Source organism: Streptomyces sp. NPDC056452, assembly GCF_042796085.1.
Taxonomy (GTDB): domain Bacteria; phylum Actinomycetota; class Actinomycetes; order Streptomycetales; family Streptomycetaceae; genus Streptomyces.
Genome location: NZ_JBHTRI010000048.1, coordinates 1 through 20,917, shown reverse-complemented (window position 1 = coordinate 20,917; position 20,917 = coordinate 1). Strand labels below are relative to the sequence as shown.

The 20,917-nt window shown below is 72.1% G+C and carries 19 protein-coding genes; 15 read left to right on the top strand and 4 right to left on the bottom strand.

The window, feature by feature from the left end:
• Positions 1-6: 6 nt before the first annotated feature.
• From ACFQ6X_RS32910 to ACFQ6X_RS32870, 9 genes are all read left to right on the top strand, one after another.
• Entirely contained in the window at positions 7-981 is a 975-nt protein-coding gene (locus tag ACFQ6X_RS32910; protein ID WP_383187031.1) for an ABC transporter substrate-binding protein, read from the top strand.
• Positions 982-983: 2 nt separating this feature from the next.
• Positions 984-3,113, top strand: a complete 2,130-nt coding sequence (locus tag ACFQ6X_RS32905) for an iron ABC transporter permease (protein WP_383187029.1) — start codon at positions 984-986, stop codon at positions 3,111-3,113.
• Positions 3,114-3,464: 351 nt separating this feature from the next.
• Complete coding sequence (locus ACFQ6X_RS32900; protein ID WP_383187027.1) at positions 3,465-5,072, top strand: ABC transporter substrate-binding protein; 1,608 nt, start codon at positions 3,465-3,467, stop codon at positions 5,070-5,072.
• Positions 5,069-6,022 carry an ABC transporter permease gene (locus ACFQ6X_RS32895; protein WP_329205880.1) on the top strand — a complete coding sequence of 318 codons (954 nt, stop codon included), beginning with the start codon at positions 5,069-5,071 and terminating at the stop codon, positions 6,020-6,022. The genes ACFQ6X_RS32900 and ACFQ6X_RS32895 overlap by 4 nt, the downstream gene beginning before the upstream one ends.
• On the top strand, positions 6,019-6,909 hold the full coding sequence (locus ACFQ6X_RS32890; protein ID WP_383187024.1) for an ABC transporter permease: 891 nt from the start codon (positions 6,019-6,021) through the stop codon (positions 6,907-6,909). The genes ACFQ6X_RS32895 and ACFQ6X_RS32890 overlap by 4 nt, the downstream gene beginning before the upstream one ends.
• Positions 6,906-7,979 (top strand): ABC transporter ATP-binding protein, encoded by a 1,074-nt coding sequence (locus tag ACFQ6X_RS32885; RefSeq protein WP_383187022.1) that lies wholly within the window; start codon positions 6,906-6,908, stop codon positions 7,977-7,979. The genes ACFQ6X_RS32890 and ACFQ6X_RS32885 overlap by 4 nt, the downstream gene beginning before the upstream one ends.
• An 86-nt stretch (positions 7,980-8,065) precedes the next feature.
• The gene (locus ACFQ6X_RS32880; RefSeq protein WP_383187085.1) at positions 8,066-9,052 is read left to right on the top strand and encodes an ABC transporter ATP-binding protein; all 987 of its coding nucleotides are present in this window, start codon (positions 8,066-8,068) and stop codon (positions 9,050-9,052) included.
• A gap of 64 nt (positions 9,053-9,116) precedes the next feature.
• Positions 9,117-10,922: a gamma-glutamyltransferase family protein gene (locus tag ACFQ6X_RS32875; RefSeq protein WP_383187020.1), complete on the top strand. Its 1,806-nt coding sequence runs from the start codon at positions 9,117-9,119 to the stop codon at positions 10,920-10,922.
• A gap of 45 nt (positions 10,923-10,967) precedes the next feature.
• The gene (locus ACFQ6X_RS32870; protein WP_383187017.1) at positions 10,968-11,828 is read left to right on the top strand and encodes an inositol monophosphatase family protein; all 861 of its coding nucleotides are present in this window, start codon (positions 10,968-10,970) and stop codon (positions 11,826-11,828) included.
• Here ACFQ6X_RS32870 and ACFQ6X_RS32865 read toward each other — a convergent pair.
• Complete coding sequence (locus ACFQ6X_RS32865) at positions 11,808-12,650, bottom strand: nucleotidyltransferase domain-containing protein (protein ID WP_383187014.1); 843 nt, start codon at positions 12,648-12,650, stop codon at positions 11,808-11,810. The two genes, ACFQ6X_RS32870 and ACFQ6X_RS32865, sit on opposite strands and share 21 nt — an antisense overlap.
• An 86-nt stretch (positions 12,651-12,736) precedes the next feature.
• Here ACFQ6X_RS32865 and ACFQ6X_RS32860 point away from each other — a divergent pair, with 86 nt between their 5' ends.
• The 4 genes from ACFQ6X_RS32860 to ACFQ6X_RS32845 are packed head-to-tail and all read left to right on the top strand — an operon-like array spanning position 12,737 to position 16,788.
• Positions 12,737-14,152 carry a phytoene desaturase family protein gene (locus ACFQ6X_RS32860; protein ID WP_383187012.1) on the top strand — a complete coding sequence of 472 codons (1,416 nt, stop codon included), beginning with the start codon at positions 12,737-12,739 and terminating at the stop codon, positions 14,150-14,152.
• 41 nt (positions 14,153-14,193) lie between these two features.
• Complete coding sequence (locus tag ACFQ6X_RS32855) at positions 14,194-14,730, top strand: O-acetyl-ADP-ribose deacetylase (RefSeq protein ID WP_383187010.1); 537 nt, start codon at positions 14,194-14,196, stop codon at positions 14,728-14,730.
• Between the two features lie 49 nt (positions 14,731-14,779).
• A complete protein-coding gene (locus ACFQ6X_RS32850) occupies positions 14,780-16,252 on the top strand; it encodes an AlkA N-terminal domain-containing protein (RefSeq protein WP_383187007.1) in 1,473 nt (490 codons plus the stop codon).
• Positions 16,253-16,269: 17 nt separating this feature from the next.
• Complete coding sequence (locus ACFQ6X_RS32845) at positions 16,270-16,788, top strand: methylated-DNA--[protein]-cysteine S-methyltransferase (RefSeq protein WP_383187005.1); 519 nt, start codon at positions 16,270-16,272, stop codon at positions 16,786-16,788.
• A gap of 24 nt (positions 16,789-16,812) precedes the next feature.
• Here the strand turns inward: ACFQ6X_RS32845 and ACFQ6X_RS32840 are convergent, their stop codons facing one another.
• Entirely contained in the window at positions 16,813-17,397 is a 585-nt protein-coding gene (locus ACFQ6X_RS32840) for a TMEM165/GDT1 family protein (RefSeq protein ID WP_383187002.1), read from the bottom strand.
• Positions 17,398-17,723: 326 nt separating this feature from the next.
• Between ACFQ6X_RS32840 and ACFQ6X_RS32835 the strand changes: the two genes are divergently transcribed.
• On the top strand, positions 17,724-18,128 hold the full coding sequence (locus tag ACFQ6X_RS32835; RefSeq protein ID WP_383187000.1) for a (2Fe-2S) ferredoxin domain-containing protein: 405 nt from the start codon (positions 17,724-17,726) through the stop codon (positions 18,126-18,128).
• 50 nt (positions 18,129-18,178) lie between these two features.
• Here ACFQ6X_RS32835 and ACFQ6X_RS32830 read toward each other — a convergent pair whose 3' ends face one another.
• Positions 18,179-18,910 (bottom strand): NAD-dependent deacetylase, encoded by a 732-nt coding sequence (locus ACFQ6X_RS32830; RefSeq protein ID WP_383186997.1) that lies wholly within the window; start codon positions 18,908-18,910, stop codon positions 18,179-18,181.
• A gap of 88 nt (positions 18,911-18,998) precedes the next feature.
• Positions 18,999-19,493 carry an NUDIX domain-containing protein gene (locus ACFQ6X_RS32825; protein ID WP_383186995.1) on the bottom strand — a complete coding sequence of 165 codons (495 nt, stop codon included), beginning with the start codon at positions 19,491-19,493 and terminating at the stop codon, positions 18,999-19,001.
• A 130-nt stretch (positions 19,494-19,623) separates the two neighbouring features.
• Between ACFQ6X_RS32825 and ACFQ6X_RS32820 the strand changes: the two genes are divergently transcribed.
• A complete protein-coding gene (locus tag ACFQ6X_RS32820; RefSeq protein ID WP_383187083.1) occupies positions 19,624-20,739 on the top strand; it encodes a glycerate kinase in 1,116 nt (371 codons plus the stop codon).
• Positions 20,740-20,917: the final 178 nt, after the last annotated feature.

Below are 20,917 nucleotides of genomic sequence, written 5' to 3'. Positions count from 1 at the left end.
CTCTCCATGACGACCAAGCACTGGGCATGGCCTGTGATCGCCGGCACCGCGGCGCTGACCCTTGTCGGCTGCGGCACCACCGAGGCGCCCAAGGAGGCGTCCGCCTCCGACTCCACGCTGACCGTCACCGACTCACGCGGCACGAAGGTGAAACTGGACGGGCCCGCCAAGCGTGTCGTCGGCACCGAGTGGAACGTCGTCGAATCGCTCATCACGCTGGGCATCGACCCGGTCGGCGTCGCCGATGTGAAGGGCTACCGGGCCTACGACACCGCGGCGCCGCTGACCGGCAGCGTCAAGGACATAGGCACCCGCGGCGAACCCAGCGTCGACACCGTCGCCGCTCTGAAGCCCGACCTCATCGTCGCCACGACCGACCTGCCGGACGCCGCCGTCAAGCAGCTCTCCAAGGTGGCTCCGCTGATCGTGGTGAAGGCGGCGGACGCCAGCCGGCAGATCGACCGGATGACCGACAACGTCAACCTCATCGCCAAGGCCACCGGGACCGAGGGCAAGGCGAAGACGGAGATCGCCGCGTTCCGCAAGAAGCTCGCCGACGGCAGGAAGGAGCTCGCCACCGCCGGCCTCGGCGGCGAGAAGGTCGCCTTCGCCGACGGCTGGAAGGAAGGGAGCCAGGTCTCGGTGCGCCCGTACGTGAAGGGGGCGCTGCTCACCGACATCAACACCGAACTCGGCCTGGTCAGCCCCTGGTCCATGAAGGGCGACGAGGGCTACGGTCTGGCCGCCACGGACGTCGAGGGCCTCACGAAGATCGGCGACGCCCGGTTCGTCTACATCACCAACAGCGCGGACACCGCCGACCCGTTCGCCGACGGGCTCAAGGACAACGCCGTGTGGAAGTCGCTGCCCTTCGTGAAGAACGGCGACGTCCACCGACTGCCCGACGGCATCTGGATGTTCGGTGGCACGGCGTCGATGACGCAGTACGTCGACGCTCTTGTGGACGCACTGACCAAGTGAACGTGAGCACCCTTACGACGAAGGCCGAGCCTGCGTCGTCGACCGCCCCGACGGAGGACGCGCCGTCCGTCGGGGCCGGGCGGCCCGCACGCCGTGGGCCCCTCCTCCTCCTCGCTCTCGGGGCGCTGTCGGCCGTGCTCGCCCTGGCGGTCGTGCACATCGGCCAAGGCACGGCACCCGTCGGACTGCGCACCCTCTGGGGCGCTCTCGCCACCCTGTGGACGGACACCGGCGGGACCCACCAGGCGGATGCCGTTCTGGTGGCCTCCCGGCTGCCGCGACTCGCCGCAGGGCTGGTCGTCGGCTGCGCCCTCGGCGCGGCCGGAGCCGTACTGCAGTCGGTGTCCCGCAACGTACTGGCCTCGCCCGACACGCTCGCCGTGAACGCCGGCGCCTACTTCGCGGTCGTCGCCGTCGCCGCGTTCGGCATCAGCCTGCCGCCCGTCCCGGCCGGCGGCACGGCCCTGATCGGCGGACTCCTCGCTGCCGGGATCGTGCTGGGGCTCGCCCGCGCCGGAGCGGGAACCACCCGGCTCGTACTCGCCGGATCTGCACTCACCCTCGGGCTCAGCGGCCTGAGCCACATGCTCCTCCTCCTGCGCGCCCAGCAGACCACCGGTCTCTACGCCTGGGGCAACGGCTCCCTCGCGCAGATCGGCATGCAGACGATCGACCGGCTCGCCCCGGTCGCGCTCCTGGCGCTGATCGGGCTGGTCGTCCTCGGCAGGCGGCTCGACATCCTCGCACTCGGGGACGACGGTGCCGTCGTGGTCGGCGTCAGCCCGCGTCTCACGCGGGCAACGGCCGTCGTCCTCGCGGTGGTTCTCTCCGCCGTCTCCGTCACCGTCGCCGGACCCATCGGCTTCGTCGGACTCTGCGCTCCCGCGATCGTCCGGCTGATCGGCGCCAAGGTGCCCGCGCTCGTCCGGCACCGCGCCTTCATTCCGGCGTCGGCGGTGGCGGGCGTCCTCGTCGTGCTCGGCGCCGATGTACTGCTGCGCGCCCTCTTCGGTGCCCAGGCGGGCGCGTCCGTGCCGACCGGCATCGTGACGAGCTTCTTCGGCGCCGCCGTACTCGTCCTCCTCGCCCACCGGTCCCGCGCAGGCGGATCCACCGGCCCCGAGGCGGCCTTCGCCCGGCTGCGCAGCCGCCGCGCGTTCGTCGTCACCCTCACGGCGGTGACCACCGCGCTCGTCCTCGCGGTCGTGGCGGCGACTCTCCTCGGCGACGCCCCCCTGCTGCTCGGCGACGTGGGGAACTGGCTCACCGGACGTTCCGGCAGGCTCGTCACCTTCGTGCTCGACACCCGTGTGCCGCGGATCGCCGCGGCACTGCTCGCCGGTGCCGCGCTGGCGACCGCGGGAGCGGTGGTGCAGGCCGTCTCACGGAACCCGCTCGCCGAACCGGGCATCCTCGGGGTCGTCGGGGGAGCGGGAGTCGGTGCCGTCATCACCCTGACCGTCGTCCCGCTCGCGAGCTTCTGGCTCATCAGCGGATCGGCGCTCGCCGGGGCGGCAGCCGCGGCGGCGCTGGTCTTCGGGCTCGCCGCCCGGCGGGGACTCGAGCAGGACCGGCTGGTGCTGATCGGTATCGGTGTCTCCGCGGGTACGGCGGCGCTGGTCAGCCTGATGATCGTGCTGACCGATCCGTACAACGGGACCAAGGCGCTCGTCTGGCTCTCCGGCTCGACCTACGGGCGTACGTTCCCCGAGGTCCTCCCGGTCCTTGCGGCTCTCGCCGTGTCCCTGCCGGTCCTCGCCCTCAGGCGTCGCGAGCTCGACCTCATCGGCCTGGACGCGGACACACCGAGGCTGCTCGGGATCCGGCTCGGCAGGGCGCGGCTGGGCCTGCTCGGCATCGCCGTCGTCCTCACCGCGGCCGCGGTGGCCGCGGTCGGCGTGATCGGCTTCGTCGGACTGGTGGCACCGCACGCGGCGCGCGCCCTGGTGGGCCAGCGTCACGGGCGGGTGCTTCCGGTGGCCGCTCTGATGGGATCCCTGCTGGTGGTCGTCGCCGACACGATCGGCCGTACGGTCATCGCGCCCGCCCAGATCTCGGTGGGGGTCGTCACGGCGGTGATCGGAGCCCCGTACTTCGGCTGGCTGCTGTGGCGGTCCAAGGCCTCGCGATAGAAGAAGCGTGCGGACAGCGGGTCCCGTCGCTCCCTCGTGCCCCGGCTCCGGCCGGGCCTGGGAAGCCCCGGCGGCCCGCTCCCGCATGTGTGCGGTCACCACGTATCGATTGTCAGGTACCTGACTCTCCGTCGTCCGTCCCCCTGATCGGTCCGTCCGGACACGCCGGGTGACCGGCCCCCACCTGCACAGTTCAGGCAATCCGTGCATCCCTGGGCGACCTGCCCGCGCCGTTACCCGATCGTCAGAATTATCCGTCCGCTATGTGGGAGACCCCCTTGCACTGCGGACTGTATGCGAAATACGGTCTGCGATATTCCCTTGATCACTCCTGGCGGGAGGTAGGCCTTCGTGCGCCGAAAAACGGTTGCCATGGTGGCGGTTGCCCTGGTGTTCCTGACCTCGGGCTGCGCTTCGCTGCAGTCCTCGGCGACCGAGGTCGGCGGTGTACGGAAGACCGATGAACGGTCCGTGCGCGACGGCGGGACCATCACGGTGGCTCTCAACTCGGATCCCGACAAGCTCGACCCCACGCTCGCCCAGACGCTCGTGGGCCGCACCGTCTTCGCGGGCATGTGCGAGAAGCTCTACGACATCGACGAGGACGGCACCCTCGTGCCGCAGCTCGCCGCAGCCCTGCCCACCACCTCGGCCGACGGCCTCACGGTCACGGTTCAGGTGCGTTCCGGCCTCACCTTCAGCGACGGAACGGCGCTCGACGCCGACGCCGTGGCCACCTCACTGCTGCGCCACCGCGATCTCCCCGGCTCGGCGCGCGGTACGGAGCTCGCTCCGGCCCGCACCATCGAGGCCACCGGTCCGCACACCGTACGGATCGTGCTCGACCATCCCTACGTCCCGCTCACCGGCGTGCTCGCCGACCGCTCCGGGATGGTGATGTCGCCGACCGCGCTGAAGAAGTACGGGAAGAACTTCACCAACCACCCGTCCTGCGTGGGCCCCTTCCGCTTCGTCGAGCGGGTCGGCGGCGACCGGATCGTCCTGGAGAAGGACCCCCACTACTACGACGCCGCCAAGGTGCACCTCGACCGGGTCGTCTACAAACCCATCCCCGACGGCAACGTCAGGCTGGCCAATCTGCGCTCCGGCGACCTCCAGATCGGCGACCAGATGGCCCCGGTCGATGTGCGGAGCGCACTCACCGAGCCCAAGCTCCAGCTCTTCAACTCGCCCTCGCTCGGCTACCAGGGCATCGGCCTCAACGTCGGCAACGTCAAGGGCCTCGGCGAGAAGCCCGGGAAGATCGACACCCCCCTCGGCCGCGACGTCCGGGTCCGGGAGGCCTTCGAGCTCGCCATCGACCGCGAACTCATCAACAAGGTCGTCTTCCAGGGCATGTACGAACCGGCCTGCGGCCCCATCTCCCCGCAGTCCGCCATCGCCCCCGGCGTACCGCCCCAGGACTGCCCCAAGCGCGACGTCGCCAAGGCGAAGAAGCTGCTCGAGGAGGCGGGGGTGAAGACTCCCGTCAAGATCGAACTGAAGACCTCCACCACCCCCGAACAGGGGCGCGTCGGCCAGGTCCTCCAGGCCATGGTCAAGGAGGCGGGCTTCGAGCTCTCCCTGCGGCCCACCGAGTACGCCACGATGCTCGCCGAGACGGACGCCGGGAAGTACGACGTCTTCACCAGCGGCTGGTCCGGCCGGCTCGACCCGGACGGCAACGTCTCCAACTTCCTCAAGACGGCGGGCGCGATGAATGCCTACGGTCTGGGCGACCCGGAGATCGACAAGCTGATCGCCGAAGGCCGTTCCGTCGCGGACCCGGCCGAGCGCGCCGGCATCTACGACGAACTGACCCGCAAGGTCCAGGCCGCCCACGCGATGATCTACCTCTACCGGCAGAAGAACTACGTCGTCGCCAACAAGAACGTCGCGGGCATCCGCGTCTACGGCGACGGACTGGTGCGCGTCACGACTGCGGGGTACACACGATGACCAAGTACTTGCTGACGCGCCTGCGCCAGTCCCTCATCACCCTCTTCCTCGTCAGCATGGTCGTCTTCGCGGGGATCCGGGCGCTGCCCGGCGACCCGGCACTCGCCCTCGCCGGCGAGGAACGCAGCCCGGAGGCGCTCGCCGCGATCCGCGAGAGCTACGGACTGAACGACAACATCGTCGTCCAGTACGCCCGGTTCATCGGCCACGCGCTCACCGGAGACCTCGGGACCTCCTCCCGTACCGGACTCCCCGTGAGCGACGCCATCGCCCAAGCCCTGCCCGTCACCCTGGAACTCGCCGCGCTCTCCCTCCTCCTCGCGGTCGTCGTCGGCATCGGCGCCGGAGTGGTCGCCGCGGTTCGCCGCGGCAGGCCGGAGGAGTGGCTCGCCAACGCCATCGCGCTGATCGGCCTCTCCATCCCGACCTTCTGGCTCGGCATCGTGCTCGTCCTCGGACTCGCCATCGCCGTCCCCGTCTTCGCCGCCTCGGGCTACGTACCCTTCGGCACCGACCCGGTCGACAACCTGCGCCGCATGGTGCTCCCCGCGATCGTCCTCGGATCGGGGCTCGCCGCCGTCGTGATGCGGCAGACCCGGGCCGCGATGCTCGACTCGCTGTCCGCCGACTACGTCCGTACGGCACGCGCCAAGGGCCTCTCCCGGCGCGAGGTCATCGGCGGTCACGCCCTGCGAAACTCACTCGTCACCGTGGTCACCGTCCTCGGCCTGCAGCTCGGCCATCTGATCTCGGGGGCCGTCGTCACCGAGCAGATCTTCGTCCTGCCCGGTTTCGGGAAGCTCACCATCGACGCCGTCTTCACCCGTGACTACGCGACACTGCAGGCCGTGGTGCTGTGCACCTCGGCCGCGTACATCCTCATCAACCTGCTGGTCGACGTGATCTATTCGGTCATCGACCCGCGCATCCGGCTCGGAGGTGCCCGGTGACCACAGTTACCCCCTCGCTCCCCGCCACGCCGAAGGTCACCGGGCGGCGTGCCGGCGGCGGAAGGCTGCGGGCCCTGCGGAAGAACCGGCTCGCCCTCACCGGCGGGATCATCGCGGCCGTCTTCATCCTGGTCGCACTGTTCGCCCCGCTCATCGCCCCGTACGACCCCTCGCAGCCCGACTTCGGCAACGTACTCGCGGAACCCGGCGGGGCCCACTGGCTCGGCACCGACGACCTCGGCCGTGACCAGCTGTCCCGGATCGTGTTCGGCGCACGGGCCTCCATGCAGGTCGGTCTCGTCGCCGTCGTGCTGGCGTTCGTCATCGGTGTACCGCTCGGGCTCATCGGCGGCTACTACGGGAAGTTCGCCGACGGTGCGATCTCCCGCCTCACCGACACGATGCTGGCGTTCCCGTTCCTGGTGCTCGCCGTCGGACTCGCCGCCATCCTCGGCCCGTCACTGACCAACGCGACCATCGCGATCGGCATCTCGCAGATCCCCGCGGTCATCCGCATCACCCGCGCCGAGACGCTGCGGCTCAAGCACGTCGACTACGTCGCGGCGGCCATTGCCAACGGCGGCGGCGACGGCACCGTGCTCTTCCGGCACATCCTGCCCAACGCCACCTCCGCCCTGATCGTCCAGGCGACCGTCGGCATCCCCGCCGCGATCATCGGCGAGGCACTGCTCAGCTTCCTGGGCCTCGGTGTCCAGCCGCCCGACCCCTCGCTCGGCGTGATGCTGTCCGGCGCGCAGTCCTTCCTGGCCCCGGCCCCCTGGCTGGCGGTCTTCCCCGGCCTGGCGATCGTCGCGGCGACGCTTGCCTTCAATCTGCTCGGCGACGGGCTGCGTGACGTCCTCGACCCCCGCGGAGGAACCCGATGACCGGAACACCCGTGCGCGAACCCATCCTGAGCGTGCGCGACCTGTCGGTGTCCTTCCGTTCCGACTCCCGCACCGTGCACGCCGTCGACGGGGTCTCCTACGACCTGGCCCCCGGCGAAGTCCTCGCCGTGGTGGGGGAGTCGGGCTGCGGCAAGTCCGTGACCTCGATGGCCGTGATGGGGCTGCTGCCGCCCACCGCACACATCGGCGGCTCCATACGGCTCGCCGGCCGTGAGCTGGTCGGGGCATCCGAGAAGGAGCTCCAGAAGGTCCGCGGCAAGGACATCGCGATGATCTTCCAGGAGCCGATGACCTCGCTGAACCCGGTCCTCACCATCGGCCGGCAGATCGGCGAGGTGGTCCGCAGGCACCAGGGGCTGAGCAAGAAGGAGGCCAGGGCGCGTGCCGTGGAACTCCTCGAACTCGTCGGCATCCCCGCCCCGTTGCGCCGCATCGACGAATACCCGCACCAGCTCTCCGGCGGCATGCGCCAGCGCGTGATGATCGCGATCGCCGTGGCCTGCGACCCCGCGGTACTCATCGCGGACGAGCCGACGACAGCGCTGGACGTGACCGTGCAGGCCGGGATCCTCGAGGTCCTGCAGTCGCTGCGCGAACGGCTCGGCACCGCCATCGTCCTGGTCACGCACGACCTCGGTGTGGTCGCGGACGCCGCCGACCGGGTACTCGTGATGTACGCGGGACGCGGCGTCGAACAGGCCCCGGTACACGACCTGTTCGGCTCGGGACGCCACCCGTACACCCGGGGTCTGCTCGGCGCCGTACTGCGGCCCGGCGGCGAGGGCAAGCGGCGTCTGCCCGAGATCCCCGGTCTCGTCCCCAGCCTCGACACCCAGCCCGACGCCTGCACGTTCGCGCCGCGCTGCGCCCGTGCCGACGACACCTGTACCTCGTCCCGGCCCGGCCTCACGGCCATCGACCTGCAGGCGGGCGCCGACGCGGCGCACCGGGCGGCCTGCTGGCACCCGCACACCGCGGACCAGGTCGGAGAGGCCGGAGCGCCGGCCGCCGACGAGTCCGCGCGAACCACCCAGGAGGCCGGAAAGTGACCACAGCGCAGACCGTCCCCGCCCCGCGCGGGAGCGACGACGAGAACGCACCCGGGCCCCAGGGACCGGTGCTCGAGATCGACGCCATGGAACGGCACTTCGGTGCCTCCGGCGGCGGTACCGTCCGCGCCGTCGACGGCGTCTCGATCACCATCGGCCGCGGTGAGGTCGTCGGCCTCGTCGGCGAGTCGGGCAGCGGCAAGTCGACCGTGGGCCGCTGCGCCGTGCGCCTCGACGAACCCACCGGCGGCAGCGTCCGCATCAACGGCACCGACATCACCCACCTGTCGCGCCGGGCCCTGCGGCCGCTGCGCAAGGACTTTCACCTGGTCTTCCAGGACCCGTCGTCCTCGCTCGACCCCCGCATGACCATCGGCCAGATCATCGCCGAACCGCTGAGACTGAACCGGCAGGCCCGCGGGCCCGCCGTGCGCGCCCGGGTCGAGGAGCTCCTCGCCCAGGTCGGCCTGCGCCCCGAGCACGCCGACCGGCATCCGCACGAGCTCTCCGGCGGGCAGCGCCAGCGCATCTCGATCGCCCGCGCGCTCTCCTGCGACCCCGATCTGGTCGTCGCCGACGAGCCGACGTCGGCGCTGGACGTCTCCGTCCAGGCCTCCGTCCTCAACCTCCTCGCCGACCTCCAGCGCGACCGCGGTTTCGGCTGCCTCTTCATCACCCACGACCTGGCGGCCGTCGAGTTCCTCGCCGACCGGATCGCCGTGATGTACCTCGGCCAGATCGTCGAGCAGGCGCCGACCGCCGAACTGTTCGCCGCACCCAAGCACCCCTACACCCAGGCCCTGCTCTCCGCCGCTCCCGTCCCGGACCCGGTCGACCAGCGCTCCCGTCGGCGCATCGTGCTCCACGGCGAGCTGCCCAGCCCCCTGGACCCGCCGCCCGGCTGCCGCTTCCACACCCGTTGCCCGCTCGCCACCGACCGGTGCCGCACCGAGGTCCCCGTCCTGCGCGAGCTGCCCGGCGGGCGCCAGGTCTCCTGCCACCTCGTCGACGACGACGGGACGGCACCGGACGCGGCGGCCCCGGATGCCGTGGCCCCGGCCGCGGCATCCTGACCCGTCGTCCTTACGATCCGAACAGCGCACCCCACAGCACCACCGCACCAAGGAGCCCTATCCCGTGTTCACCACCAGGCCCACCCTCCAGGGCACCTTCGGCATGGTGTCCTCCACCCACTGGCTCGCCTCGCAGTCCGCGATGGCTGTCCTGGAGGACGGCGGCAACGCCTACGACGCGGCCGTCGCCGCCGGATTCGTCCTGCACGTCGTCGAACCGCACCTCAACGGGCCCGCCGGTGAGGTGCCGATGATCGTGGCGCCCAGGGACGGCGACGTACAGGTCCTGTGCGGCCAGGGTCCGGCGCCCGCGGGGGCGACCATCGGCCACTACCGCGGACTCGGCCTCGAGCTCGTCCCCGGCACCGGGCCCCTCGCGGCCGCCGTGCCCGGCGCCTTCGACGCCTGGATGGTGCTCCTGCGCGACCACGGCACCAAGACGCTCGCCGAGGTGCTGCGGTACGCGATCGGGTACGCCGAGGACGGCCACGCACCGGTCGAGCGGATCGGGCAGACCGTCGAAACGGTCCGCGAGCTGTTCGAGAACGAATGGAAGTCGTCCGCCGAGGTGTACCTGCCCGGCGGAGAGTCCCCCAAGCCCGGTGAGTTGTTCCGCAACCCCGCACTCGCGGCGACCTGGCGGCGTCTGCAGACCGAGGCCGAGGAGACCGGCGGCGACGACCGCGTCGCGCAGATCGAGGCCGCGCGGAAGGTCTGGAGCGAGGGCTTCATCGCCGAGGCGCTCGTCCGCCAGGCCGCCGTACCCACCCTGGACACCAGCGGCACCCACCACACCGGCACCCTCACCGCCGCCGACCTGGCCGGCTGGTCCGCGTCCTACGAGGCCCCGGCCACGTACGACTGGAACGGCTGGACCCTGGCCAAGGCGGGCGGCTGGAGCCAGGGCCCCGCCTTCCTCCAGCAGCTCGCCCTGCTGCCGGCCGAGCTGCCCGCCTACGGCTCCGCGGACTACGTCCACCTCCTCGTCGAGGGCTGCAAGCTCGCCATGGCCGACCGTGAGGCCTGGTACGGCGACGCAGCCGACGTACCCCTCGACGCACTGCTCTGCGAGCCGTACAACGCGGCCCGCCGCGCCCTCGTCACCGCCGAGGCCTCGCGCGAGCTGCGCCCCGGCAGCCCCGAGGGCCGTACCCCCGTCCTCAGCGCGCACGCACACGCCGTCGCCTCCGGCGAGTCCGGCTTCGACGCCATGGGCATACCGGCCGCGGGCGCGGGCGAGCCGACCGTCGCCAAGGACGGCGCCACCCGCGGCGACACCTGCCACCTCGACGTCGTCGACCGCTGGGGCAACATGGTCTCCGCCACCCCCAGCGGTGGCTGGCTCCAGTCCAACCCGGTCGTGCCCGAGCTCGGCTTCCCGCTCGGCACCCGCCTCCAGATGGCCTGGCTCGACGAGGGACTGCCCAACTCCCTCACCCCGGGCCGCCGCCCCCGGACCACCCTGACCCCGTCCCTCGCGCTCCGCGACGGAGTCCCGGTCATGGCGTTCGGCACGCCGGGCGGCGATCAGCAGGACCAGTGGCAGCTGCACTTCTTCCTCGCCGTCGCACTGCGCTCCGAGGTCCGCGGCGGCCTCGACCTGCAGGGCGCCATCGACGCCCCGAACTGGCACAACGACAGCTTCCCCGGCTCCTTCTTCCCGCGGGGCATGCGGCCCGGCAGCATGACCGTCGAGGAGGGGATGGACCCGGAGGTCATCGAGGAGCTGCGCCGCCGCGGGCACGACGTCACGGTCGGCGACGCCTGGTCCGAGGGGCGGATGTGCGCCGTCGCACGCGACCCGGAGACCGGAGTGCTGTCCGCCGCCGCCAATCCGCGCGGCATGCAGGGGTACGCGGTCGGCCGCTGACCGCCCACCTGCGATGTTCCTCGGCGACCGTGCTTAGCTGGAGGCATGATCGATGACTTCCTCGCTGCGGACGCAGGGAACCTGACCGAGGTCGAGGCGGCGGTCCGCGCAGCGGCCGCCGCCGAGATCATGCCGCGGTACCGGCAGCTCGCCACGCACGAGATCGTGGAGAAGAGCGGCCCGCACGACCTGGTCACCGCGGCCGACCGGCGTGCCGAGGAGCACCTCACCGCGTCGCTGACCCGGCTCCTGCCCGGCTCGGCCGTCGTCGGCGAGGAGGCCGTCCACGCCGACCCGTCGGTGTACGACGCGCTGGGCGAGGACGCACCCGTCTGGATCGTCGACCCGGTCGACGGCACCCGCCAGTTCGTCCACGGCGAACCCGGCTTCTGCACCCTGGTGGCCCTCGCCCACCGCGGCGAGGTGCTCGCGTCCTGGACGTACGCCCCCGCGCTGGGTGAGATGGCCGTCGCCGTACGAGGCCGTGGCGCCACGCTCAACGGCACGCCGCTGCACAGCGGTTCGCCCGTGCCGGGCGCCGTCCTCAGGGTGGCGATGTCCCACCCCGACTACACCTCCGACGCCCAGAAGCGTGCGCTGCTCGGCCTGCGTACCGAAGGCATCGAGGCACGACCCTGCGGATCGGCGGGCCTCGAGTACCTCGCCGTCGCCTGCGGTGGGCAGGACGCGGTCGCCTTCAACTGGGAACTGGCCTGGGACCACGCGGCGGGTCTGCTCCTGGTCGCCGAGGCGGGTGGCACCCAGTCCACGCTCGCCGGGGTCCCGTACCGCATCACCGGCGGCAACGCCCTCCCCTTCACGGCTGCCCGCGACGCGGCGACGGCCGAAGCGGTCCTCACCGCGCTGCGCACCGGCGTATCCGGTTCAGGCCCCGCCGGAGCCTGAGGCCGCGTCGCCGTCCAGCACACGCTGGACCTCCCGTACGACTCCGGCCGCCGTCTCCACCGCGTCCGCGTCCAGGCCGCGGAGCGCCCGGGAAACCCCGTCCGCGAAACCGGCCGGGGTGTCAGGGAGGGCGGCGGCCGCCGCGAGCGCGCCCTTCTCGTTGAGGCACCAGGTGCGGTGGTGGGCGTGCAGGGACTGGGCGAGGACGCCGAACGCCCTCGACAGGCACAGGGCCACATGGAGCGTGTCGCCGGACGGGGCGGACTTGCGGGCCGAGGCCACGGAGAAGCCGGCTTCCCAGGCGGCGTCGACGAGCGCCTTGCGCAAGGGCTCCGGGTAGGAGGCCACCGACTCCTGAAGAGCCGTCAACTCCCCGTACGGATCCTCGAGTACGCGCCCGAGTGCGACCTCACCCGCATAGCAGGGGGACCAGAAGCCCAGCGGGTGGCCGGGCTGGATTCCCACCTCGAAGCGCCCCTCACGGCAGTCGGACCAGACCGCTTCCACCCGGTCGAGATCGCGCAGGATCCAGTCGACGGCGACGCCGTCCACCGTCAGCCACGCACCGCCGTTGACCCACGGTCCCCAGCCGCCCGGCCCCGCAACCTCCACCGGGGAACCCTGCGCCTCGGACGCCAGTGCGGTCAGTTCTGCCAGGTCCGGGGTGCCGCGGTAGTAGACACCCAGGTCCCAGTCGGAATCCGGCCGGTGGGTGCCGCGGGCCCGGCTTCCGCCGAGGACGACGGCCCTGATACCGGGCAGAGCGGTAAGCCGGGAGGCCATCGTGGAGACGGCGGACGACGGTGCGGACGCGTTGTTCATCGGTCTGGAGGCTACCCGCGGGCCCGTTGTCGGCGCGCCCGAATATCCTGGGTGTCCTGGCCACCGGCTGACAGAGGAGTCCGAAGGTGCCATCGATGCTGGATGCCGTCGTCGTGGGGGCGGGCCCCAACGGGCTGACGGCCGCGGCAGAACTGGCCCGCCGCGGCTTCGCCGTCGAGGTCTTCGAAGCTGCGGAGACCGTCGGAGGCGGTGCCCGCACGGAGGCACTGACCCTTCCGGGTTTCCGACACGATCCGTGTTCCGCCGTGCACCCTCTGGGCATCGGCTCGCCCGCCTTCGACGCGATGCCGCTGGCCCGGCACGGCCTCGAATGGCTGCAGCCCCAGCTGGCGCTCGCCCACCCCTTCCCGGACGGATCCGCCGCCGTGCTCACACGGTCGGTGGGGGAGAGCGCCATGTCGCTCGGCCCCGAGGACGCGGGCGCGTACCGCAGGCTGGTCTCGCCCTACACCGGCCACTGGGACACGCTTGCCGCGGACTTCCTGCGCACCCCGTGGGACGGGCTGCCCCGCGACCCGTACCGCTGGGCGCGCTTCGGCCTCGACGCGGTCCAGCCCGCCACGCTCCTCTCCCGCCGCTTCCGGGGTGCCAAGGCCCGTGGACTCGTCGCCGGGCTCGCCGCCCACGCCATCGCACCCACCAGCGGCATCGCGACGAGCGGAATCGCGCTGATGTTCGCGCTCGCCGCGCACGAGAAGGGCTGGCCCGTGCCCCGCGGCGGCTCGCAGGCCATTTCCGACGCCCTCGCCTCGTACCTGCGTGAGCAGGGGGGCGCGATCCGTACGGGCATCGAGGTCAAGCGCCTGGACGAGCTCCCGCCCGCCCGTGCGTACATCTTCGACACCTCCCCCACCGCACTCGCCCGCATCGCCGGACTCGGCAGTGCCTACAGCGGCTACCGCTACGGCGCCTCCTGCTTCAAGATCGACTACGCCCTGTCGGGCCCCGTCCCGTGGACCGCGGAGGAGGCCAGGCGGGCCGGCACGGTCCATGTCGGCCCCACGGCCGGTGAGATCGACGCCGCCCTGCGCGCCGCCGTGTCGGGCCGCGACCCGAGCGTCCCCTTCCTGATCACCGCACAGCCGAGCCTCGTCGACCCGTCCCGCGCCCCCGAGGGCCGACACGTCTTCTGGGTGTACGGACACGTCCCCGCGGGCTGGGAGGGCGACGCGACGGAGGTCATCGAGCGGCAACTGGAGCGCTTCGCCCCCGGATTCCGCGATCTCGTCCTCGCCCGCGCGACCGCCGGACCTCCCCAACTCGCGGTGCGCAACGCCAATTACGTCGGCGGAGACATCGCCACCGGAGCGTTCGCGGGACTCCAGACGGTGATACGCCCCAAACTCGCCCGCGTCCCGTACGCCACCGCGCACCCAGCGGTCTTCCTCTGCTCATCGGCCACCCCGCCCGGCCCCGGAGTGCACGGAATGTCCGGCCATCACGCGGCGAAGGCTGTGTGGCGCCGTCTGCGGGCCACGTGAGCGTCCCGCACGGCACCGCCCGACAACGGCATGATGTCCGCATGAGCAGATCTGAGGCCGTCACCGTCACCCTGGCCCGCGGCGACATTACCCGGCAGAAGGCCGACGCCCTTGTCAACGCCGCGAATTCGAGTCTTCTCGGCGGGGGCGGTGTCGACGGTGCGATCCATCGCCGCGGCGGCCCGGAGATCCTGGCCGCCTGCCGTGAACTGCGCGCGTCGAAGTACGGCAAGGGGCTGCCGACCGGCGGGGCCGTGGCCACCACCGCAGGCCGCCTCGACGCCAAGTGGGTCATCCACACCGTCGGCCCGGTGTGGAGCGGCGCCGAGGACCGGTCGGAGCTGCTCGTTTCCTGCTACCGCGAATCCTTGCGCGTGGCAGCGGAGTTGGGTGCGCGCACGGTGGTGTTCCCGGCCGTGTCCACCGGCATCTTCGGCTGGCCCATGGACGACGGAGCCCGCATCGCCGTCCGTACGGTGCTGGCCGAGGCGGCACCGCCCGTCGAGGAGGTGCGCTTCGTGCTGTTCGACGCGCACGCGTACATCGAGTTCGAGGAGGCCCTGGCAGCGCAAGGCTGATGTCGGATTTCCGCCAGCCCTGCCGCCGTGCATGCCCGATGCTTGAAGCATGCACACCGACACCGAGCGCTGCGTGCGAGCCGTACAGTCGAAGGACGCCCGTTTCGACGGCTGGTTCTTCACCGCTGTCCTGACCACCCGGATCTACTGCCGGCCCAGCTGTCCCGTCGTGCCGCCCAAGGTCCGCAACATGACGTTCTACCCCAGCGCCGCCGCTTGCCAGCAGGCCGGATTCCGCGCCTGCAAGCGTTGCCGGCCCGACACCAGCCCCGGCTCACCGGAGTGGAACGCCCGCGCCGACTCCGTGGCCCGCGCCATGCGCCTCATCCAGGACGGAGTGGTCGACCGGGAGGGCGTACCGGGTCTCGCCGCGCGGCTCGGCTACTCGGCCCGGCAGATCGAGCGCCAGCTGCTCGCCGAGCTCGGCGCCGGCCCGCTCGCGCTGGCCCGTTCCCAGCGTGCCCAGACCGCGCGGGTGCTCATCGAGACGACCGGACTCCCCATGGCCGAGGTGGCGTTCGCGGCCGGATTCGCCTCCGTCCGCACCTTCAACGACACCGTCCGCGAGGTCTTCGCGCTCGCCCCCGGAGAGCTGCGCACCCGGGCGGCACGCGGGGCCGGGGCGGCCGAGGCCCCCGGAGTCATCGCCCTGCGGCTGCCGTACCGTGCCCCGCTCAACCCCAGCAACCTCTTCGGGCACCTCGCCGCGACGGCGGTCCCCGGGGTCGAGGAATGGCGTGACGGCGCCTACCGCCGCACGCTCACCCTCCCGCACGGACACGGCATCGTGGCGCTCGCCCCGCGGCCCGACCACATCGCCTGCCGGCTCTCCCTCACCGATCCGCGTGATCTCACCCAGGCCATCAGCCGGTGCCGCAAGCTGCTCGACCTGGACGCCGACCCCGTGGCCGTGGACGACCAGCTGCGCTCCGACCCGCTGCTCGCGCCGCTGGTCGACGCGGCGCCCGGCCGCCGTGTGCCGCGCACGGTCGACGCCGCCGAGTTCGCCGTACGCGCGGTGCTCGGCCAGCAGGTCTCCACGGCCGCCGCCCGCACCCACGCGGCCCGCCTGGTCACCGCCCACGGTGTGCCCGTCGAGGACCCCGAGGGCGGCCTCACCCACCTCTTCCCGACGCCGGAGGCCCTGGCAGGACTCGATCCCGAGTCCCTCGCGCTGCCGCGCAGCCGCCGCACCACGCTCACCACCCTGGTCGGGGCGCTGGCCGACGGTTCGCTCCACCTGGGGGAGGGCACCGACTGGGACGCGGCCAGGGCCGAGCTGACCGCCCTCGCGGGCTTCGGCCCCTGGACGGTCGAAGTGATCGCCATGCGCGCGCTCGGGGACCCGGACGCGTTCCTCCCCACCGACCTCGGCATCCGCCGGGCGGCCGAGCGGCTCGGCCTCCCCGCGACCCCCGCGGCGCTCACCGCACGCGCCGCGCACTGGCGCCCCTGGCGCGCGTACGCCGTCCAGTACCTGTGGACCGTCGACGACCACCCCATCAACCACCTGCCCGTCTGAGGGCGTAAGGACGAACCATGACCGCCACACCCACGGTGACCCGGCAGCACACGGTCATCGACAGCCCGTACGGGGCCCTCACCCTCGTCGCCACCGACGGCGTACTGGCCGGCCTGTACATGACCGGACAGCGCCACCGGCCGCCGGAGGAGACCTTCGGCGAACCGGACCCGCGGCCCTTCACCGAGACCGTCCGTCAGCTGGACGCGTACTTCGCCGGAGAGCTGAGGACGTTCGACCTGCCGCTGCACCTGGCCGGCACACCGTTCCAGCGCAGCGTCTGGGCAGGGCTCCAGGAGATTCCGTACGGCGAGACCTGTTCGTACGGCGAACTGGCCGAACACCTCGGCAAGCCCGGCGCCTCCCGTGCGGTGGGCCTCGCCAACGGCAAGAACCCGATCGGGATCATCGTTCCCTGCCACCGGGTCGTCGGAGCGTCGGGGAGCCTGACGGGGTACGGCGGCGGGCTGGAGCGCAAGCAGCGGCTGCTGGACTTCGAGCGGGGGACGGGGGACGAGGTACAGGCCCTGTTCTAGGGCCCGCCCGGCCCCTCGTGCGGATCAGCCCGTGAAGATCTCGACGACCGACCAGATCGCGAGGCCGAGCATGCACACACCGCCGATGCGCTGCACGGTCTTCAGCGGCACCCGCTTGGCGATGAAGCGCCCGGCCAGCAGGGCCAGCGCCGAGACGGACATGAGGGCGGCCGCAGCACCGATGGCCGTGGACCAGGCGCCGTTGCTCGCGGCGAGGTTCGCGGTGGTGATCTGCGTCAGGTCGCCCCACTCGCTGATGAAGACGGCCATGAAGGCGGTCGAGTAGACCGGCCAGAAGCCGGTCACCGTCTTGATCTCGTCCTCGCCGTCCTCGTCACCGCCGCCACTGCGCAGCAGCATGAACGCGCCGAAGGCGAAGAGGGAGGCCGAGACCAGCTTGACGATCCAGTCGGGCAGCAGACCGATCAGACCGCCCGCGCCGACCGCGATGGCGACATGCACGACGAAGGCGGACGACGTACCGAACCAGACGTACAGCGGCCGCATGCGCGTGCCCATGGCCAGCGAGGCGAACATCGTCTTGTCGGGGAGCTCCGCGAGGAAGATCAGCCCGAAGGCGGTGAGGATCGCCAGGAGGTCGAGATGCATTCCGGGTGGCTTTCTGTACGAGCCGGGCCCCGGGCCTTTCGCGAAGCGCCGCTCGGGCTTCATCGGAGGACCACTCGGCCCGGCATGACGGCAGCGCCCGCAGGGCGCGGGCGTGTCATACCTGACCGAAGGTCTCGCCCACCCGTAAGGATCTACGAGCCCGGCCACCGGGAACCCGAGGGCTCCAGTGTGTCGACGACCGGTTTGCGGGGCTACTCCCCTTCGCAGCCGTCAACATTACCCCACCCGGGGGGCCGGACCGCCGGGGGAGCTGCTCGGTACAGTCCTAAGGTGATCATCCGCGCCACCACCGGGAGTGCCTCCGCATGAGCCGCCGTACCCGCAGGCCCGCCGCCGGGCCGGGACCTTCCCGGCCCACTGTCAGCGTCTGCCGGGGCTGCTGCTGCGGTACCCCGAAGATCCCCGGCGTGGACCACGCCGGTCAGCTGGCACAGCTGCGGCAGTCCCTCGACGGAGTCGCCACCGTGCGTGCGGTGGAGTGTCTGGACGCCTGCGAGCAGGGCAACGTCATCGTGGTGCAGCCCTCCGCCGAGGGACGCGGCGCCGGGGGCCGGCCGGTCTGGCTCGGGCTGGTGAACGATCCGCACGCCGTCGCGGACATCGTGACCTGGGCGGGGGACGGCGGACCCGGTCTCGCCGATGCGCCCGAGATCCTGGACCTGTACGCGTTCAAGCCGTCGCGCCGGGTCCAGGGGGGCCTGAAGGAGTAGGCCCCGTCGGAGGGTGCCGCACGAAATCGATCACAGCGGGACGGCGGCGGCTACGGGCCCTGTCCGGCGGACAGCCGCTCCAGCAGTGCCGGCAGGGCCGTCCCGATGGGTTCGCGAATCGTCTCCTCCGCCAGCTCGTCGTACGGGGTCGGGTCGGCATTCACCACGATGAGCCGGGCGCCGTGCTCCACGGCGATGCCTGCCAGTGAGGCTGCCGGCTGGACCTGAAGGGTCGTGCCCACCGCGACGAACACCTGGCTCGCCTTCGTGATCGCCATCGCCTCGGCCAGGACCCGCGGATCCAGGCGCTCACCGAACATGACCGTCGCGGACTTCAGGATCCCGCCGCAGGCAGGACACGGCGGGTCCGCCTCACCGGCTTCGACCCGCGCCAGCGCCTGCTCCATGGGGGACCGTGCACGGCAGCGCGTACAGACGACCTCGCGTGCCGTGCCGTGGAGCTCGAGGACCTTGCGTGCGGACAGACCGGCCAGCTGGTGCAGTCCGTCCACATTCTGCGTGAGAACCCGCACCGGTGTACCCGACCGCTCCAGTGCCGCGACGGCACGGTGGGCCGCGTTCGGCTCGGCCCTCCAGGTCGCACTGGTGCGGCGCATCTGCCAGGAGCGGCGCCGGATCTCAGGATCGGACATGTAGAAGTCGTAGGTGACGAGCTTCTCCGCCTCCGGGTCCTTCCGCCAGAGCCCTTGCGGCCCACGGTAGTCGGGGATGCCGGAGTCCGTGGAGATGCCGGCGCCGCTGAGGATCGCGACGAGAGTCATGGAGCGAGCGTACGCACCGGCCCGTACCGCCCGCGATCAGATTTGGCCCGGCGCGAGAACGGGACCAGGGACCTCACCACACCGCACCTCACCGTCCTGCCGGTTCGCCGTCCTCCAGCTCCGCCGTGCCCGCCCCGGAGTCCCGCACCTCCAGAGCGGCCAGGACCCTGCGGCCGAGAGACCCGGGCAGATGACCGGCGAGGTCGGCGCGGTCCACCAGCTTCCAGGACAGCAGCTCCTCCTCCTGGATGCGGATCGCCGCGAACTGCTCCGCCGACAGGACGCCACCGTCGTACAGGTACGCGGCCATCGGCGGACGCGCCGGACCGCGCGTCCAGTCGACCGCGAGCAGCCGGCCCGGCTCCAGATCGAGGCCGATCTCCTCCGCCGTCTCCCGGCGCGCGGCCTGCCGCGGGCTCTCGCCCGCATCGGATTCGACCGTGCCGCCGGGCAGCGCCCAGCCTTCGCGATAGTTCGGCTCGACGAGCAGGATCCGCCCCTGCCCGTCGAGGAAGAGCGATGCCGCCGCGGCCAGTACCCGGGGCAGGCCCGCGATGTACGTGGCGTAGTCAGTGGAGGTCATGGCGGCAGCGTAAAGGCATGCCGGGCGGTCCTGGACAGCCATGGGCAGAGAGGGGGTGGTCCGGATAGGGTCGGGGCGGCGCGACTGCCTGTTCGAAAGCAAAGGATGCAAGGTGACGGACGGAGCAGTGATGGAGACCGCCCGCGTGCTCGTCGCGGCGGACAAGTTCAAAGGCTCGCTCACGGCCGTACAGGTCGCGGAGCGGGTGACGGCCGGACTGCGGCGCGTCGTACCCGGGGTGCAGGTCGAGACCCTGCCCGTCGCGGACGGCGGCGACGGCACGGTCGCGGCGGCGGTGGCCGCCGGATTCGAGCGCCGCGAGGCGCGGGTGACCGGGCCGCTGGGCACACCGGTCGACGCGGCGTACGCGGTGCGCGGCACCACGGCCGTGGTGGAGATGGCCGAGGCGTCGGGCCTTCAGCACCTCCCGGCGGGACAGTTCGCCCCGCTCACGGCCACCACGTACGGCTCCGGCGAGCTGCTGCGGGCGGCGCTCGACGCCGGCGCGCGGACGATCGTGTTCGGGGTCGGCGGCAGCGCCACCACGGACGGCGGCGCGGGCATGCTCGCCGCGCTCGGTGCCCGCTTCCTGGACACGGACGGCAAGCCCGTCGGCCCCGGTGGCGGAGGGCTCGCCGAACTGGCCGAGGCCGATCTGTCGGGGCTCGACCCCCGGCTGACGGACATCGATCTGATCCTGGCCAGCGACGTGGACAACCCGCTGACCGGACCGAAGGGCGCCCCCGAGGTGTACGGGCGGCAGAAGGGCGCCACCGAGGACGACATCGCGGTCCTGGACGCGGCGCTCGCCCACTACGCCTCCGTCCTGGGACCCGAGCACGCGGCGCTCCCCGGGGCGGGTGCCGCCGGAGGCATCGGCTACGGCGCACTGGTCGCGCTGGGGGCACGCTTCCGGCCCGGCATCGAGGTCATGCTCGACGTCCTGGGCTTCGCCCCGGCGCTCGCCCGCGCCACGCTCGTCATCACCGGCGAGGGATCGCTCGACGAGCAGACCCTCCACGGCAAGGCCCCGGCGGGCGTCGCCGCGGCGGCCCGTGCCGCGGGCGTGGAGGTCGTCGCCGTCTGCGGACGGCTCGCCCTGCCGCCCGAGGCGCTGGAAGGGGCCGGGATCCGGCGGGCCTACCCCCTGACGGAACTCGAACCCGACCCGGCGGTCTCCATGGCCCAGGCAGGACCCTTGCTCGAACGCGTGGCCGAGGCGATCGCCCGCGACTTCCTGTCGTGACGCACAACGTCCTGTCGTGACGCGCAGAGGTGAGGGGGCGGGCCCACGGGCCCGCCCCCTCACCACCGCCCCGCCCCCCAGAGCCGGAAGGCCGCCAGGGCCACCAAGAACACGAACACCTCGCGCGGCCGGGACAGCGAACACGACCTCACCAGTTACAACCGCCCCAACCCCATCA

Excerpts from the sequence above, each read along its gene's own strand:
- ACFQ6X_RS32910 (WP_383187031.1), top strand. The coding sequence starts at position 7 with ATGACGACCAAGCACTGGGCATGGCCTGTGATCGCCGGCACCGCGGCG.
- ACFQ6X_RS32895 (WP_329205880.1), top strand. The coding sequence starts at position 5,069 with ATGACCAAGTACTTGCTGACGCGCCTGCGCCAGTCCCTCATCACCCTC.
- ACFQ6X_RS32885 (WP_383187022.1), top strand. The coding sequence starts at position 6,906 with ATGACCGGAACACCCGTGCGCGAACCCATCCTGAGCGTGCGCGACCTG.
- ACFQ6X_RS32880 (WP_383187085.1), top strand. The coding sequence starts at position 8,066 with ATGGAACGGCACTTCGGTGCCTCCGGCGGCGGTACCGTCCGCGCCGTC.
- ACFQ6X_RS32870 (WP_383187017.1), top strand. The coding sequence starts at position 10,968 with ATGATCGATGACTTCCTCGCTGCGGACGCAGGGAACCTGACCGAGGTC.
- ACFQ6X_RS32865 (WP_383187014.1), bottom strand. The coding sequence starts at position 12,650 with ATGAACAACGCGTCCGCACCGTCGTCCGCCGTCTCCACGATGGCCTCC.
- ACFQ6X_RS32855 (WP_383187010.1), top strand. The coding sequence starts at position 14,194 with ATGAGCAGATCTGAGGCCGTCACCGTCACCCTGGCCCGCGGCGACATT.
- ACFQ6X_RS32850 (WP_383187007.1), top strand. The coding sequence starts at position 14,780 with ATGCACACCGACACCGAGCGCTGCGTGCGAGCCGTACAGTCGAAGGAC.
- ACFQ6X_RS32845 (WP_383187005.1), top strand. The coding sequence starts at position 16,270 with ATGACCGCCACACCCACGGTGACCCGGCAGCACACGGTCATCGACAGC.
- ACFQ6X_RS32840 (WP_383187002.1), bottom strand. The coding sequence starts at position 17,397 with ATGCATCTCGACCTCCTGGCGATCCTCACCGCCTTCGGGCTGATCTTC.
- ACFQ6X_RS32835 (WP_383187000.1), top strand. The coding sequence starts at position 17,724 with ATGAGCCGCCGTACCCGCAGGCCCGCCGCCGGGCCGGGACCTTCCCGG.
- ACFQ6X_RS32830 (WP_383186997.1), bottom strand. The coding sequence starts at position 18,910 with ATGACTCTCGTCGCGATCCTCAGCGGCGCCGGCATCTCCACGGACTCC.
- ACFQ6X_RS32825 (WP_383186995.1), bottom strand. The coding sequence starts at position 19,493 with ATGACCTCCACTGACTACGCCACGTACATCGCGGGCCTGCCCCGGGTA.
- ACFQ6X_RS32820 (WP_383187083.1), top strand. The coding sequence starts at position 19,624 with ATGGAGACCGCCCGCGTGCTCGTCGCGGCGGACAAGTTCAAAGGCTCG.